The organism is Plantibacter sp. H53 (genome assembly GCF_001650455.1).
GTDB lineage: Bacteria > Actinomycetota > Actinomycetes > Actinomycetales > Microbacteriaceae > Plantibacter > Plantibacter flavus_A.
This window is the reverse complement of sequence record NZ_LWCT01000049.1, coordinates 26,493-41,524: the sequence shown is the minus strand read 5'-3', so window position 1 is coordinate 41,524 and position 15,032 is coordinate 26,493. Positions and strand designations below refer to the sequence as shown.

The 15,032-nt window shown below is 66.1% G+C and carries 15 protein-coding genes and 1 pseudogene; 9 read left to right on the top strand and 7 right to left on the bottom strand.

Going from position 1 to position 15,032, the window contains the following annotated elements:
* Positions 1-81 precede the first annotated feature (81 nt).
* Positions 82-303, bottom strand: coding sequence for a hypothetical protein (locus A4X17_RS16670; RefSeq protein ID WP_157583585.1), 222 nt, complete (start codon positions 301-303; stop codon positions 82-84).
* 26 nt (positions 304-329) lie between these two features.
* The gene (locus A4X17_RS16665) at positions 330-752 is read right to left on the bottom strand and encodes a hypothetical protein (RefSeq protein WP_157583583.1); all 423 of its coding nucleotides are present in this window, start codon (positions 750-752) and stop codon (positions 330-332) included.
* A 225-nt stretch (positions 753-977) separates the two neighbouring features.
* On the opposite strand from A4X17_RS16665, the gene A4X17_RS16660 reads away from it, so the two are divergent.
* Positions 978-1,382, top strand: a complete 405-nt coding sequence (locus A4X17_RS16660; RefSeq protein WP_064296781.1) for a hypothetical protein — start codon at positions 978-980, stop codon at positions 1,380-1,382.
* Here the strand turns inward: A4X17_RS16660 and A4X17_RS19740 are convergent.
* Together A4X17_RS19740 and A4X17_RS19735 are read right to left on the bottom strand one after the other, a co-directional pair.
* Positions 1,354-1,803, bottom strand: coding sequence for a VOC family protein (locus A4X17_RS19740; RefSeq protein WP_231884429.1), 450 nt, complete (start codon positions 1,801-1,803; stop codon positions 1,354-1,356). The two genes, A4X17_RS16660 and A4X17_RS19740, sit on opposite strands and share 29 nt — an antisense overlap.
* A 24-nt stretch (positions 1,804-1,827) precedes the next feature.
* Positions 1,828-2,673 (bottom strand): annotated as a pseudogene (locus A4X17_RS19735) (LysR family transcriptional regulator); the annotation flags it as partial.
* A 160-nt stretch (positions 2,674-2,833) separates the two neighbouring features.
* On the opposite strand from A4X17_RS19735, the gene tdh reads away from it, so the two are divergent.
* Both tdh and A4X17_RS16645 read left to right on the top strand, forming a co-directional pair.
* Positions 2,834-3,946: an L-threonine 3-dehydrogenase gene (gene tdh / locus A4X17_RS16650; RefSeq protein WP_064296779.1), complete on the top strand. Its 1,113-nt coding sequence runs from the start codon at positions 2,834-2,836 to the stop codon at positions 3,944-3,946.
* Positions 3,947-3,995: 49 nt separating this feature from the next.
* Positions 3,996-5,165 carry a glycine C-acetyltransferase gene (locus A4X17_RS16645; RefSeq protein WP_064296778.1) on the top strand — a complete coding sequence of 390 codons (1,170 nt, stop codon included), beginning with the start codon at positions 3,996-3,998 and terminating at the stop codon, positions 5,163-5,165.
* A 9-nt stretch (positions 5,166-5,174) separates the two neighbouring features.
* Here the strand turns inward: A4X17_RS16645 and A4X17_RS16640 are convergent, their stop codons facing one another.
* Together A4X17_RS16640 and A4X17_RS16635 are read right to left on the bottom strand one after the other, a co-directional pair.
* Positions 5,175-5,720 (bottom strand): GNAT family N-acetyltransferase, encoded by a 546-nt coding sequence (locus A4X17_RS16640; RefSeq protein WP_064296777.1) that lies wholly within the window; start codon positions 5,718-5,720, stop codon positions 5,175-5,177.
* Between the two features lie 14 nt (positions 5,721-5,734).
* A complete protein-coding gene (locus A4X17_RS16635) occupies positions 5,735-5,917 on the bottom strand; it encodes a hypothetical protein (protein ID WP_064296776.1) in 183 nt (60 codons plus the stop codon).
* 868 nt (positions 5,918-6,785) lie between these two features.
* Here A4X17_RS16635 and A4X17_RS16630 point away from each other — a divergent pair.
* The 5 genes from A4X17_RS16630 to A4X17_RS16610 all read left to right on the top strand — a co-directional run bounded on the left by A4X17_RS16630 (position 6,786) and on the right by A4X17_RS16610 (position 12,786).
* Positions 6,786-8,060, top strand: a complete 1,275-nt coding sequence (locus tag A4X17_RS16630) for a DUF6421 family protein (RefSeq protein WP_064296775.1) — start codon at positions 6,786-6,788, stop codon at positions 8,058-8,060.
* The gene (locus tag A4X17_RS19040) at positions 8,057-9,313 is read left to right on the top strand and encodes an ATP-grasp domain-containing protein (protein WP_139205289.1); all 1,257 of its coding nucleotides are present in this window, start codon (positions 8,057-8,059) and stop codon (positions 9,311-9,313) included. Before A4X17_RS16630 ends, A4X17_RS19040 begins: the two co-directional genes overlap by 4 nt.
* A 65-nt stretch (positions 9,314-9,378) precedes the next feature.
* Positions 9,379-10,155 carry an aminotransferase class IV gene (locus tag A4X17_RS16620; protein WP_175484324.1) on the top strand — a complete coding sequence of 259 codons (777 nt, stop codon included), beginning with the start codon at positions 9,379-9,381 and terminating at the stop codon, positions 10,153-10,155.
* A complete protein-coding gene (locus A4X17_RS16615) occupies positions 10,145-11,524 on the top strand; it encodes an acetyl-CoA carboxylase biotin carboxylase subunit family protein (protein ID WP_064296772.1) in 1,380 nt (459 codons plus the stop codon). Before A4X17_RS16620 ends, A4X17_RS16615 begins: the two co-directional genes overlap by 11 nt.
* Positions 11,521-12,786 carry an MFS transporter gene (locus A4X17_RS16610; RefSeq protein WP_064296771.1) on the top strand — a complete coding sequence of 422 codons (1,266 nt, stop codon included), beginning with the start codon at positions 11,521-11,523 and terminating at the stop codon, positions 12,784-12,786. The genes A4X17_RS16615 and A4X17_RS16610 overlap by 4 nt, the downstream gene beginning before the upstream one ends.
* A gap of 65 nt (positions 12,787-12,851) precedes the next feature.
* Here A4X17_RS16610 and A4X17_RS16605 read toward each other — a convergent pair whose 3' ends face one another.
* On the bottom strand, positions 12,852-14,030 hold the full coding sequence (locus tag A4X17_RS16605) for a Fic family protein (RefSeq protein ID WP_231884425.1): 1,179 nt from the start codon (positions 14,028-14,030) through the stop codon (positions 12,852-12,854).
* A 152-nt stretch (positions 14,031-14,182) separates the two neighbouring features.
* Between A4X17_RS16605 and A4X17_RS16600 the strand changes: the two genes are divergently transcribed.
* Positions 14,183-14,992 carry a MerR family DNA-binding transcriptional regulator gene (locus tag A4X17_RS16600; RefSeq protein ID WP_064296769.1) on the top strand — a complete coding sequence of 270 codons (810 nt, stop codon included), beginning with the start codon at positions 14,183-14,185 and terminating at the stop codon, positions 14,990-14,992.
* Positions 14,993-15,032 lie beyond the last annotated feature (40 nt).

Genomic DNA, 15,032 nt, shown 5'->3' with positions numbered 1-15,032 from the left:
ACCGCCCAGAAGTTCCAACCCGCGACAGTTCCGCCGCCTTGTATGCACCGTCACGTGTCGGTCACGCTCCGACGAGTCGTCTCACCGCGTGGGAGCACCGCCCTCGGAACACGCCCCTCGTTCGGCGTTTTGTTCCGTCGGCGCGGCATCACGCTCTCGCGTCGGTGGACCTGATCGCGCAGCGATGATCGCCAGGAGCGTCAGTGCCCCAGCCATGGCGATACCAATTCCGGGGGTGCCGTCTTCGCCGACTGAGCTCGTCAGGGCGAAGGCCGCGAAGATGATCGAGATGACGATCAGCATCCGCCTGATCTGTTCCGGAGACATCCTCATGACATCGCGTAGAACTGGTTCTCGAAACCCACCATGAACGTGCCACCGAGTGCGGGGCCGAGGGCGGTCACGACGGTTGCACGCACCGTCCACTTGATCGATTGGTACTCGGCATTGCGGAGGCCCGCGTAGTAGGCCTTCCGCGCTGCCTCGGTTCCCATCGCATGCGCGGACCCACCCATGGCGATCACGGCGATGATGATCGCGATGACGGGAACGGCTTGAGTATCGACGTCGCTCGGGCTGACGTCGACCACAGCCTCGTCTTCCGATACCTGTGTCGTGGCGCTCGACGAGTGAGCTGGATCCTCGTCGGTCAGCTGCGTCGCTCCCGCGCTCATTGCGCTGGTGATGGTCAGGGCTGCCGCCAGGCTGAGGCCCGTGCAGGTACTGATCATGCTGCGCTTCATCGTGTTCATGCTCACTCCCTTGACTTCATCGACCGATTTGGCCGTGGCAAGAATGTAGAATGTTAAATTCCATCTCGGAACCCCTCATTTCTGAGGACGCACGATCGCATCTCGGGGCGGATGCCAGAGACGCCACGTGTGGCTCATGCCACCAGCGCATTGACGGCATCTCTCCCCGCGCCAAGCGTCGATGAGATGTCCGGTGTCGGCCGACCGCAGCGAGGGAGGAGTCTGGTGAGTAGGCCCTGGTACATCTTCACGGCGGCCGTGGCTTGCACCATTCTGCTGACGTGGTTGGTCCAGACCGTTCTCTGGCAGGAGGTCCCGCCGCCGATGGTCAGCGCGGTCTATGCGGTGATTGTCCTTTCGGCCGGCCTGGGGTCCAAGATGCTCCGTGAACACCTCCTCGCGAAGGGTCGGGTCGACGAGTCGGCTGGTCTTGAGCGTGACCTATCGGTCACAGCCCGGGCCGGGAGCTTCAACGATCTCCTGCTCGTCTGCCTCGGGCTCGGCGGAATCTTCCTGCTCAGCGGCAACACCATCGCCGGGCTCGGGTGCATCGGCCTGGTCATCATCGCGATCGTCAGCGTCGAGATCTGGGCGGCGCTGCTCAGACGTCGTCAGCCCGCGACCCGCTGAGACTAGGATCCGCGACAACCTCGACCTTGAAGCCCGCCTCGTTCTCGAGCCAGCCCGCGTAGTGCTGCTCACCACCGGCGTGCGGATAGCGGTCCTGGTAGAGGGGCCGCCAGCCGTGCTCGGGGCCCGCCGACATGATCGCGTCGACGGCCTCCCGCGTGCCGCCACGGAACGCGAGATGGTTCACGCCCGGACGGCGCCGATCGTGCGACTCCGCGCTGAGGTTCGGCGACGCCGTCAGCGTGACGTAGGTGTCACCGGCCCCCCAGGACTCGCCGCCCGGCCATTCGCTCTCCATGGAGAACCCGATACGCGACAGCAGCCAGGCCCAGCTCGCACGCTCCGCCTCCACGTCCGCGAGCCACACCTCGACGTGATGCAGCCCGGGACCGGCCGGCGCCGCCGGACGCTCCCGCTGCAGCGCATCAGCTCCGTCCTGCAGTCGCTCCAGCGTCCCCGCCACCGCGACCCGAGCCAGCGCATGCGGACGCGCGAGCACGTCGATGTTGCGGGCGATCCGCACGTCCTCGAGCGGCACCAGCACCAGCCGCGGGTCGGCCCGCGGCGCCGTGTACCTCGGGAACAACGCCAGCAGCTCCCCGCCCACGATGAGCGACGCCGCCAGGTGGTAGTCGTTCACCCGATGCGCGCGGTGGAACCGCACGCCCGCCGTCGCCTCGACCACCCCGAGCGCGACGTCCGGCGCGAAGCCCGCGTGGGCGGCGATCCACGACTCGTCCGCCAATTCCACCGCGGACACCGATGACCGCCCGGCCAGCGGATGGTCCACCGACATCGCCACGTCGAACGGCTCGCTCAACAGCGTCGTCACCGACAGTTGCTCCGACGGCCACGGCTCGTCGTGGTCCATCCGGTGCGCGACGACGAGGTCGTACTGGTCGACGAGTTCGGCGAACTCGGGTTGCGCGACATCGTGCTCCCCGAACACCAGCGACGGGCCACCTTCAGCGTCCTCCAGCAATCCCGGCAGCAACGCCTGCCCGGCACTCTGGAACGCCGCCACCCGCACCCGTGCGCCGGCGTCGTCGCCGTATTCGCGCACCGTCTCGGCCGCACGGTCGATCAGCGTGTGCACCGTGCCCGCCATCTCGGCCAGCGCCATGCCGGCCTCGGTCAGGCGGATCTCGCGCCCCACCCGATACGTCAGCGCGACGCCAAGCTCACGATGCAGCGCGGCCAGCTGCTGCGAGACCGCCGGCGCCGTCACATGCAGGTGCCGTGCGACGGCCGCGATCGTGCCGCGCTCGGCCAGTTCGCGCATGATCCGCATCTGAGAGAGATTCATCAGCTCAAGCTAACTGGTCACGTGGAAACCCTCAATATTCATGACGGATCGATCTGACTACGTTGGTCACCAGGACAGCGCAAAGACGCCCGTCCGCGTCAGCCGATACCACCGGCCGCCGCCGCTCCCGCAGGAAGGAACGCCGTTGCTCGCCCTCTGGAAACGACCCGACACCGCCGGTTTCGAACTCATCGAGCGTGCGATGCCGGCCATGGGCTCCGACGACGTTCTCATCCGCGTCCACCGCACCGGCATCTGCGGCACCGACCTCCACATCGAGTCGTGGGACCCTTGGGCGGCCGGCGCGGTGGACGCCCCGCTCGTCCCCGGCCACGAGTTCTCCGGCGAAGTCGTCGAGGTCGGCAGCCGCGTCGAGGGGATCCCGGTCGGCGCAGCGGTCTCCGGCGAGGGGCACCTCGTCTGCGGAACGTGCCGCAACTGCCGCTCGGGCCGCCGTCACCTCTGCCGTCACACCCGCGGCCTCGGCGTCAACCTCGACGGCGCCTTCGCCGAGTACGTCGTCCTGCCGGCCACCAACGTCTGGGTCCACGGCGACCAGGTCACCCCCGACCTCGGTGCCCTGTTCGACCCCCTCGGCAACGCCGTCCACACGGCCCTCAGCTTCCCGATCCTCGGTGAGGACGTCCTCATCACCGGCTGCGGCCCCATCGGTCTCATGGCCATCGCCGTCTGCCGGGTCGCCGGGGCGCGCAACATCGTCGCGACCGACGTCGTCGCCGACCGCCTCGAGAAGGCGCTCGCCGTGGGCGCCGACCGCGTGGTCGACGTCTCGAAGGAGCGGGTCGCCGACGCCCAGGTCGAGCTCGGCATGCTGGAGGGCTTCGACATCGGCCTCGAGATGTCGGGACAGGCCGCTGCGGCGAGTGAGCTCATCGAGAACCTCAACACCGGTGGCAAGGTCGCCCTCCTCGGTCTCCCGTCGACGAACATCGAGATCGACTGGACCAAGGTCATCACCCGCATGATCACCATCAAGGGCATCTACGGCCGCGAGATGTTCGACACCTGGCATCACGCGAGCGCGATGGTCGACCACAGCCCTGAGCTCCGCAACGCCCTCGAGTCCCTCGTGACCGCCCGCTTCCCGCTCGCCTCCTGGCAGGACGCGTTCGACACCGCGCGCGGGGGAGCGGCGGGCAAGGTGCTCATCGACTGGACCGACAACCGCGACGTCGTCATCACCGGCGTCATCGACGAACAGGCACCGGTCGCCGCCCACGCCGCGACCGCCGCCTGAGCGACCGCCACACTCAGCTCAACCGCCCACTCGACCCCGAGGAGACGACATGTACGGCATCATCAAGAACCAACTGCGCGACCAGCTCGACGCCATCGAGGCGGACGACCTCACGAAGCGCGAGTTCGCGATCACGTCCCGCCAGGGTAGCCACGTGACGATCGACGGTCGCGAGGTGCGGAACTTCTGCGCCAACAACTACCTCGGCCTCGCCAACGAGCCCTCGATCGTGGAGGCCGCCAAACTAGCGCTCGACGAGTGGGGCTACGGGCTCGCGAGCGTCCGCTTCATCTGCGGCACCCAGCAGATCCACCGCGACCTCGAGCAGGAGCTGAGCGCGTTCCTCGGCACGGAGGACACCATCCTGTTCTCCTCCTGCTTCGATGCGAACGGAGCGGTCTTCGGTGCGCTGTTCGGCGAGCACGACGCGATCATCTCCGATGCGCTCAACCACGCGTCGCTCATCGACGGCATCCGTCTGAGCAAGGCCCGACGCCTGCGCTATCGCAACCGCAACATGGCCGACCTCGAGCAGCAGCTCATGAACGCCGCCGACGCTCGTCGCACCGTGATCGTCACCGATGGCGTGTTCTCGATGGACGGGTTCTACGCACCCCTGAACGAGATCTGCGACCTCGCCGACCGCTACGGCGCGCTCGTCCTCGTCGACGACTCGCACGCCGTCGGCTTCGTCGGCCCGGGCGGTCGCGGGACGCCCGAGCTGTTCGGCGTGCAGGACCGGGTCGACATCCTCACCGGCACCCTCGGCAAGGCGCTCGGTGGTGCGTCGGGCGGGTATGTGAGCGCGAAGCAGGAGATCGTCGACGTGCTGCGGCAGTCGGGCCGGCCGTACCTGTTCTCGAACAGCCTGGCGCCGTCGCTCGTCGCCGGGGCACGTCGAGCCGTGGAGCTCGCGGCGGAGGGTGACGAGTTGCGCGAGGGACTGTTCCGCAAGGCGGACCTGTTCCGTGCTCGCATGACCGAGGAGGGCTTTCGGCTGCTGGACGGCTCGCACCCGATCATCCCGGTGATGTTCGACGACGAGCAGCAGGCGGCCCAGGTCGCGGCGCGGATGCTGGAGCAGGGCATCTACGTGATCCCGTTCAGCTTCCCGGTGGTGCCCCGCGGTGAGGCTCGCATCCGCGTGCAGATCAGTGCCGCGCACAGCGAGCAGGACATCGAGGACTGCGTCGCCGCGTTCGTGGCGGCGCGGGGGTAGGTGCGGCGGCTACTCGGCGGGGTGATCGGCGTCGCTGAGGGCGGCCGTCGATCGAAGTCGCATGCTCAGCACGTGCCGCACCGACCCGTCTGCGCCGAGGTCGTCGTCCACGCGCCGCATGCCGATCTTGTCCGCCACGCGCGACGACGCCCGGTTGTCGGGGTGGACGATCGCGACGAGCTCTGACGAGTCCGTGTGCTCCTGGGCGAAGTCCCGACTGGCGGCGGCGGCCTCGGTCGCGAACCCTCGACCCTGCCAGGCGGCGCTCACGTGGTACCCGACCTCAAGCTTCAGCTCGCAGTTGACCCGCTGCCACGTCAGGCCGCAGTCACCGACGAAGTCCCCGTCGTGGGTCTCGATGATCCAGAGCCCGAGGCCGTACTGGGCGTCGTTGTCCTCGTTCCAGGCGATCCACGCTGCGGCCTGCTCGCGGTTCTTCGGTGACGGGTAGAACTCCATGACCGCAGGATCGCCGAGGAGCTTCGCCATGTTGTCGAGGTCCGCCGGCGTCATGCGCCGGAACCGCAGGTGCTCTGTGCCGTGGGGAAGTGGCATCGGTTGCGCGACCTCTACTGCGGCAGGCCGCGTCCTGCGGCGGCTCGGCGCTCGGCCTGTGTCTCCGCGTGGTGCTTCCGGAGCGCGGAGAGGACCGCGGTCCGGATGATGAAGATCCACAGCAGCACGAACAGGATGAAGCCGAGGAGCCAGGCAGTGACGGAGAAGATGGTGAATGCGGTGGGATCGATGTTCACGCGTGAAGGCTACCGGTTGGCCGAAGACCGCGAGGTCCGCTGAGCGGTGCTGAGGTCACTCACCGACGGCCTTGCCCGGGACCTCGCGCAAGTGTCGCCGTCTTCGGGCCTCACCCCGAGGTGGAGGTGAAACGGCAACAGTCGCCTGTTAACCCTCTGATACTTGATATATGTTATTCGCCCACCTTATGCTCGATCTTGCTGGCTCCGAGCACTCTGGATGCCATCTCGCATCGTGCCGGGGAGCCTCCGTAGAGCAGACACCCCAATGCACGAGTCCAACAACGGGGGAAGTACGTGGATCCGCAGTATCTCGGCACGATCAGTCGCATTCATACCTTGGGCCCGGAGGGCTCGAATCTCGAGGCGGCTGCGCGGAGATGGCTGAGCGATCATCAGGTGACGGGCCGAGTGGAGCTTCACAGCAGTGTGGAGCGAGCGGTCCAGGCGCTCGAAGATGCGTCGCAAGCGGTCATGGCTTGCGCTGCCTACCCGGCTCTCCATGACCTCGTGTTCAGCAACCTTGGGGAGCTGACGATCATCGACACGTTTCTCATGCCGACGCACTCGATGGTCCTCGCGCGCACCGATGCGACTGAAGGTGCGGTCATTTCCACCTGCGCGGCTCACCCCGCACCGCGAGCACTCGTTCCAGGTGCGGTCAGGTGGATCTCGAGCAGCAGCAACTCGCAAGCAGCAGCCGATTGCGCGGCCGGACTCGCCGACTCGTGTATCACCACACAAGCGGCGGCTGACCGCTTCGGGCTGACGACACTCATCGACCATGGCCCTGTCGACATGGCTTTCACCTTGCACGCTCACCCGTCTATCCGCACGCGCTGTCGGCCGACCAAAGAAGAGGACCAACATGCTCGAAACCAATTTGGAGAACTTGATCCGGCCTGCCAACGCGGCCACAGCGGACGTTCTTCGCGACCAGGTGGTGCCCCTCATCGATGCGTTTCGACTGCGTCAAACTGCCCTGGGGGTCATCCCTGATCCGACCGATTCGGACCGAGAGCTACTGACTCGTATCCGAGATCAAGTCGTTGCAGTGTTCGGGGACATTGGTCGGGACGTTCAGGCGCAAGCCTTCGCGGACGACATTGCCGATTGGCTCGATAGAGGACTCGACGAAAAGCCATATTTCGACCGATCGCGTGATGCCTTCTCCCGTGTCGGCGACGGCGAAGCTGCCCTCTTCGTCGGCGTCACTCGCGCAACGAACAGCACGACACCCTCCGGTGTCCGACTTGAGCTGTTCTTCATCCAGCGCCATCAGTCCAGGCTGCTGGCTGAGGTGGAATCGACCTACCCGCACGACCACGACGTGCACATGGACGTGATCCTGCTCGCTGGTTCCGAGGGGTTCACGCTCGGTAACTGCCTCGTCTTCTTTCCAGAGAGTGTCGCCGCGCACCGACCGATCGAGCGTCAGTCCTACGCGGTCTTCTTCTTCAGCAAGTTCTTCGACATCCACCGCACGATCGCGGCCGCAAATGCCGGCCTCCTGCTGGACGATCCCAACCGCTTCTCGAGCTCAGCCCGACTCGACGAGTACCTCTGCTTTCAAGTGCGAAGTCTGTGGGGGTATCTGCACGACCGTGCACACTTCTCGGGCCCGTGGTCCATGGCCGATAACGCGGTGCTGAAGATGCACTGGTTCATCGGGGTGATTGAAGAGATCAAGGTTGACGTCAAGCTGCTCCTGATGGCGCGTGAAGGTGACGTTCCGTACTTCGACGAGCTCTTCAGCATGATCTTGCTTGAACGGGTGTTCCGCTATCCACTGGAGCCTCACCCCGAGCGAAACTTCGATGCGGGCACTGGCATCTTCCTGTTCTCATACCTCCAGGATCGCGGAGCTCTGGAGATCCGCGGTGGGGTGATCGGTATCGACCAAGGCGGCGCGGTCGAGGCATTGCGTGCGTTGGTCGTGGACATTGAAGCCCTGGAACGTGACTCATTGACGCCTGACGAGTACCGCTGGAACGCGACCCAGATGGTGCGCCGGTACCTCGTCGAAAGTACTGTCGCGGGTGACAAGTATGCGCTGACCGACGAACAGCGCATTCTTCGCCGTCACGTCGAACATTTCGATGCCGTACCCCCGTTGGACTTCAGCAGAACACCCTCCGCGTGACCGGGGAGCATCAACCGGAAGTGGCCGTCGTCGTTCATCCACGACGACGCTTCGACGGATTCATCTCGAGTGCGCAGAAGCTCGGATGCCGCGTGGTCGTGATTCCTCGCGAAGACGAGTCCTCCGATTGGGATCTCGCAGAACAGAGGACGAATGTCGTGATCGCGCACTGGTCGGGCCCGATCGGAGGAACAGAGTTCGTCGAGTTCTTGAGTGATGTCATCGGTCGGTTTCGCGCATCCGGCATTTTCGGCATGCATGAGGCCTCGCTACCGGCGGTGAGTCTTGCAGCAGCGATGCATCAGCTGCCCGGACTGTCGGTTCGTGTCATCTCACGCCTGCGAGACAAAGGGGCTATGCGGTCGGCTTTGGTGCGTAGTGGACTACCAAGCCCGAGATACTGTTCGGGGCCCGTAGGTGAAGCGTTGCTCGCCGAAGCCAAGTCACTCGACCTGCCGGTGGTCGTCAAACCATCGAACGGGTTCTCGAGTACAGGGGTCGAGCTTGTGGTCGATCACGATGAGCTTGCTCATGCGATTGTCCGGTCGGCCGCCGCGATGACCGATCTCGGTCCGTCGACCGAGGTGGTCGTCGAGGAGTTCATCGCAGGGCCGGAGTTCGCGGTCGAAGCCATGACCTTCGCCGGAGCAAGCCGCATCCTGTCCATCGGATACAAAGGACAGCCCCAGGGTCCGTTCTTCGAGGAGTCGATCTACCAGATCCCGTCAGGCCTGGACCTGAAACGCGAGAACGACATCCGCCGAGTCGTTCTGGAGGCACACCGAGCGCTTGATATTGACAGTGGTCCGACGCACACCGAGCTCCGTCTCGATGCGGACGGCACCCCTCACATCTTGGAGATCGGCGCCCGCATCGGCGGTTCAGGTGTCTCTGCCGCCCTCGTGAGCGCCGCGACCGGGATCGACTTCTTCGCGGAGGTACTCGCTGCCGCTACCGGGCGGCGCCCGAGCGTGTTCGATCACGAGACGACCTCGGTGGTGCAAGCAGCCGGTAACTACATCGTGCCCTGTCGCGGCAGCGGCGTGATCCAGGAGATTCGAGGACTCGATATGGTGAGCCAGCGATCAGCCGTTCTCGACATCGTCCAAATGATGTGGCCCGGCGAAGTCATCCTCCCCTACCCTGCCTTCAGTGGGTACCCGGCCTTCGTTCTTTCTGCACACGCGGATCTCGGTGAGCTGCGGGACTTCCACCATCAGCTCGACGCAGACATCTCGGTCGTGTACGCATGATGGCTCGGAAGCAATTGTGGGTGGATGGCCGGATTCTCCCCGCGGAGCATGCCACGGCTTCGGTGATGTCCCACGCCCTCCATTACGCGGGGGCGGTCTATGAGGGCATTCGCGTCTACGGCGGCCGGGCCTTCGAGCTTGACCGTCACGTCTCGCGTCTCGTCGCTTCCGCTGAGCACCTCGGATTCGGCTTGCCGCTCGACGGGCGACGGATCTGCCTCGAGATCGAGAGCTATCTCGCAGTGCTCGACGTGAGCGACTGCTACCTCCGGATCATCGCTTGGCGCGGAGAGGCGCTGGGGCTCGGCGGAGAGGGGGCGCCCGTCCATCTCGCATTCGCTGCGGCGGTGTGGCCCGCTCCGTTCGCCACCCGAGACGGCATCGACCTCAGCTGGTCGCAGTGGCGGAGGCCAGCTCCGGACACTGTTCCGGTTCTGGCCAAGTGCTCGACGGTCTACACGATCGGCACACTTGCCGCACAGGAAGCGCGCCAGGCGGGTGCCGACGACGCGCTGTTCACGACGCATGACGGCCGGCTTGCGGATGTCACGGGAGCGAACGTCTTCCTGGTCTTCGGCTCCACGTTGGTGACGCCAATCGCAGACACGTTTCTCGGAGGTATCACGAGACGCACGATCCTGAACGGTGCTGAGTCCTTGAGTCTGCGAACGGAAGAACGCCATGTCCGGCCGAGTGAGGTGTTCGAGGCGGATGAGGCTTTCGTCTGTGGCACTGCGTACGAGGTCGTCCCGGTCCGGAGCGTGGATTGGCGCGTGCTGCCGAAGACAGACATAGGACGGACTGTGCAGCAGTGGTACTTGGAGACGGTTCATGGCCGATAGCTCGAACGACCGCACCCGCGACGTCGCCGGTTCACGGCTCTTGATGATCGGGCTCGACTGGCCGGCGGTCGATACTGCAGCGGCCCTCGGCGTCGAGACGGTGGTCATCTGCTCACGAGCCAGTGCGCGAGCTGGGCTTCGTGAGCTTGGAGACTTGCCAGTCCTGCTGGTCGAGGACCACAGTCGACTCGACGATTGTCTCGCCGCTCTGATGCTCGCCGGCTCGCGTCCCGAGCAGTTCGACGGTGTATACACGACGGACGAGTTCGCGCTCGGCGCCTGCAACGCGCTCGCCGCGCTTGCCGACACGTCGCGGCTCACCCGCTCGGGTGATGTCTCGGTCTTCCGGGACAAGCGCGTGCAGAAGAGCGCGGTCCAGGCAGTGGGGATCCCGACCGCCGCCCATTGGCCGATTCCAGATGTGCGGACGTTCGACGCCGGTTCAGTACCCTGGCCTGGCTCGTACGTGTTGAAGCCGGCATCGCGCGCAGGGACGATGCACACCGCGATCGTCCGGAATGAGCCCGAGCTCCGTGCGGCATTGATCGCCCTCGGCGAGTCCGACGCCGGCGACAAGGACTTCCTCCTCGAATCGTGCGTCGACGTCGCGAAGGAGTGGGTGGTCGACGGGATCGTCTTCGACGGTCGCATCGAGTTCCTCTCGATGAGTCACTACGGTGCTCCGCCGCTGCAATCGCTTAGCGCCGGTGCGCCGATGACGATGGTGAAGCTCGACCCGGCACAAGCGCCTGACGTGTACAGGGACGTGTCGCCGATGGCTGAGTCGGTGTTGTCCGCCCTCGGCGCATGGCGCGGGGCATTCCACATGGAGATTTTCTGGTCGCCGACCGATGGCTACGTCTTCGGTGAGTGCGCCCTCCGGCGTGGAGGGGCCTTCACCTTCGAGCAGCTGCTCCTGAAGTACGGCTTCTCGATCGTCGAGGCAGCTATCCGCTGCGCGCTCGGGCGACAAGCGCAGCAGCCGACCGCGACGCGTTCCGGCATCGTCGGCACGACGCAGTTGCTGACGCCGGAGGGCACGATCCTGACGGTTCCGACGCTCGACGAGGTCCACCGCCAGAGCGGCGTCGAGTTCGCCCGGTACTTCCTCGCCCCCGGATCGGTCCTGCGGCACGGAGTCGCCCACGGAACGCACATCCGTACCGCTGAGGCACTCATCACCGCGCCGGATCTCGCCCAGTTCGACGAGCGGGTCCGCCTGCTCCAGGCTTGGTTCGCTGAGCAGGTCGACGTGGCACCACCAGCGTCCGATGCCGCCGGGCTTCGGGCCTGGCAGCGAGCGCACTTCTCCGACGCGATGCCATCGGAGGCGACGTTCGGTCTTGATGCCGGGCCAGGTGCGGGATGACCTCGCTGCTGCACGGGCTGCGCGCCGGCTGGCGTCTTCCGAACGATCTCAGTGACGGGGATCGGCGGACGGTCGTCGCCATGCTGTCCAACGGACTTACGAAAGCCCTGGCACGCGGAGGATTCGTGGCGCTGTCGGTCATCTACCTGACGAGTGGGCTGCGCATCGATGAGCAGACGGTCGCGGTCGCGGTCTTCATCGCAGGGGCCTTCGGGCTTGCCGGGTCGCTCGTTGGTGGGTTCGTCGCCGACCACCTCAGCCCGAAGGCGGTCACCGTCGGTTCGTCGTGCGGTGTCGCAGTCGGGTACGGCGCGCTCGTGTTCTGTGGCGACGGGCTGGTGGCTGTCATCGCGTTCAGCGTGGTGGCTGCATTCGACCGGAGTTCCGCGGCGACCCTCGCGACCTGGATCGGTCAGCGACTGCCGACCGCGGCCGCGACGAGGTGTCGCGCTCTGATGCGTGCGGTCGGCAATCTCGGCATCGCGATCGGAGCCGCGCTCGCTGCGGTGGTCCTCGTACTTCCCGCGCCGATTCCATATGCCGCAGCGTTCCTTGCGATGGCGGTAGTTGAGGTGGGAGGCATCCTGCTGCTGCTGCGCGCCCCTCGGCCGAAGCCGGTCGACGTCCGACAGGTCGGGGAAGGATCGCCGCTGTCAGTGTTCGCCAACCAAGGATTCACGGTCTTCGTCCTCGGGATCGCCGCGCTGTCTTCGTTCTACCTGATCCTGGACTTCCTGCTGCCGCTGTGGGTGTCGGCCGGAACTGAGGATCGCTACGTGCTCATCCCCGTCGCAATCATCGTCAACACCGTCCTGGTCGTCCTGCTGCAGGTCCCGATCTCTTGCCTCGCCGACACACCCTCACGGTCGGGTCGTGCGCTCGCTCTCGCGGGCGGACTGCTGTTCGGCTCGACAGCGTTGTTCGCAGCCTCGACGCTGCTCCCTGACCTGCCGGGCGCCGCACTGTTCTGCGGGGCTGTCGTCGTCCTCACCCTGGCCGAGCTGTTGACGTCGGCTGCCGGGTGGACCCTGAGCTACGCCTACGCGCCGCCGCATCGGATCGGCGCCTACCAGGGCGTCTTCGGCTTCGGAACGTCGCTCGGGGTCATGGTCGCGCCGGTTGTTCTCACCGCGATCGTCATCCGGCCATCGGTCGGAGAGACCGCGGTCGGATGGCTGATCCTCGGAGGTGCGTACGCGATGACCGGCGGTCTGCTGTGGGTTGCGGTGTCGCGCCGGTTCCAGGCGACGAGGTGCAGCTGATGGAGCCTGGATTCACATTTCCGCTCAGGCCCGTCCGATCCTGAGATCGATGTCCGCCCAGGGCGTCAACCGCGCCGCATGCTGCGCGCAGCGAACCCGTCGAGGGCGGCGAGCACCGGAGGCGCAGTCCAGAGACGGTTCCGCTGTCGCGACGAGCCGACCGTGAGGATGCCACGGTCGACGAGGGTGTCGAGGGTGTTGAAGACCGTGCGATCTGAGGCGTCGAGATGTTCGCGCACGAGCCGACTGTTCATCACCGGATGTTCCATTGCCAGTGCCGTGATGCGATGCGCGGCCGAATCGGCGCGGACGTCGCGCAAGGCCTCCTGCCATGCCGTCCGGATGGTCTCGATCTCCTCCACCAGCGTCCGGCCGTTGGCGATCGCGAGGAACGCACCATCGGCGAACACGCGGACGATCGGCTCGACGTCGCCCTGCCGATAGTTGGTGAGTGCAGCGAAGTAGTCGTCACGCTGCTGCAGGATGCCGGCTGAGATGGGCACAGTGACCCCGCTGGTCAGCCCGACTCGCCGGAGAGCGGCCTGCACCAGCGCTCGACCGGTGCGCCCATTGCCGTCGGGGAACGGGTGGATGGTCTCGAATTGCGCGTGAGCGACGGCGATCGCAGCGAGCGGGAGGGGTGCCGGTCGGAGGGAGTAGGTGATGAAGTCGTCCATCGCCGCTGCGACACGGTCATGGTGCGGCGGAACGAAGTCTGCTTCATGCGGGCTGTAGTTGCCGCCCCCGATCCAGATCTGTTCGTCGCGATACCGGCCGGTGATCTCCGGTGCCGATGTGCCGAGAAGCTGCTCCTGCATGGCGATGATCGTCGTGTTGGAGAGCTCGTCCGATGCCGCGAGTGCCGCCTCCAGCGCTCGGACATTGGCGACGATGAGCGGCGCGTTCCCGGTGTCGCGCTCATCCAACTCGGCCTCGGCGATCGCCTTCGCGCTGCTCGTCAGGTTCTCGATCTGCGAGCTCGACGCCGATTCGCTCCGCAGCAGGATCGACGAGAAAGGTGCGGTGATGTGACCGACCTCGCTGTCGAAACGGATGATCCGCTCCTGCGCTTCGCCCAGCAGCTCCACGAGATCGTCCGACAGACGGATGTCGAGATCGGCGATCTGTGGCGGGACCGCGGCGTCGTATGGCTGTGCGAGGAGGAGTCGCTGGCGCTTCGGCAACGCGTCGGGGGCGATGCGCGACTGCCAGGGCCGCTGCTCATACGCGACGGCTGTCGTCATCATCCCCTCCTGAATCGGCCCAAGTTGCAGTCACGAGGGCTCTTAGTGAAGTTTAGGCGCTTATCCTTCACTAAGGAACCTGTTAGGCGCAACTTCAAGGCCGCTCGGACCGGAGTTGACCCTCCCGTAGGGGGAGACGGGATGCTTGAAGCATGTTGCACATCGGAGAGTTCGCAGGCATGACCGGGTTGAGCGTGAAGGCGCTCCGCCACTACGACGAGAAGGGCGTGCTGGTTCCAGCCGAGGTCGATTCCGACTCCGGCTACCGCCGCTACGGCGAGGAGCAGGTGCGTTCCGGCGTGATCGTGAAGGCACTCCGCGACGCCGGCGTGCCCCTCGCCGCGGTGGGTGTGACCGTCGCCGGCGCGGATCCGTCGACCGCGATCGACGTGCACCACCGCCTCGTCCTGGAGCAGCGGGAGCAGGAGGACCACACCTTCGCGCAGGCCCGCGCGGTCGTCGCGTCGCTCGCGGCACCGGTCGAGATCGTCGAACGCTCGCTCCCTCCCCAGCCCTACGTCGGCCGGGTGCTCACCGTGCCGCGCGGCGACGAGGACTCGGTGACCGATGACGACGCGAACGAGCAGTTCTCGCAGCTCTACGTCGCCGTGCAGGAGGCCGGCGTCGGGCCGACGGGGCCGTTCTGGACCGCGCTCCGACCGGGTGAGCAGGGAGCGGTCGAGATCGTCTGCTGCTGGCCGACCTCGTCGCAGCTCGAACCGACGTGGGGTGGTGACGAGACCACGGTCGGCGTGCTGCCCGAGCGGACCGAACTCGCTGCGGTCTGGCGACCCGAACCGGGCGTCGAGCTTCCGGAGGGATCGACGCACCCCGCGGTGGTCGCCCTGTTCGATGCGATCGCGGAGCGGGGGATCACGATGCCGACTACCGAGCTCCGGCAGCGGGTGCTGGGCCAGACCGCCGACGAGTACACGGTCGAGGTGTCGATCACCCTGCCGTGAGGTCGCGGTCCCAACGCGCTTCCCGGAGACGTGTCAGGCC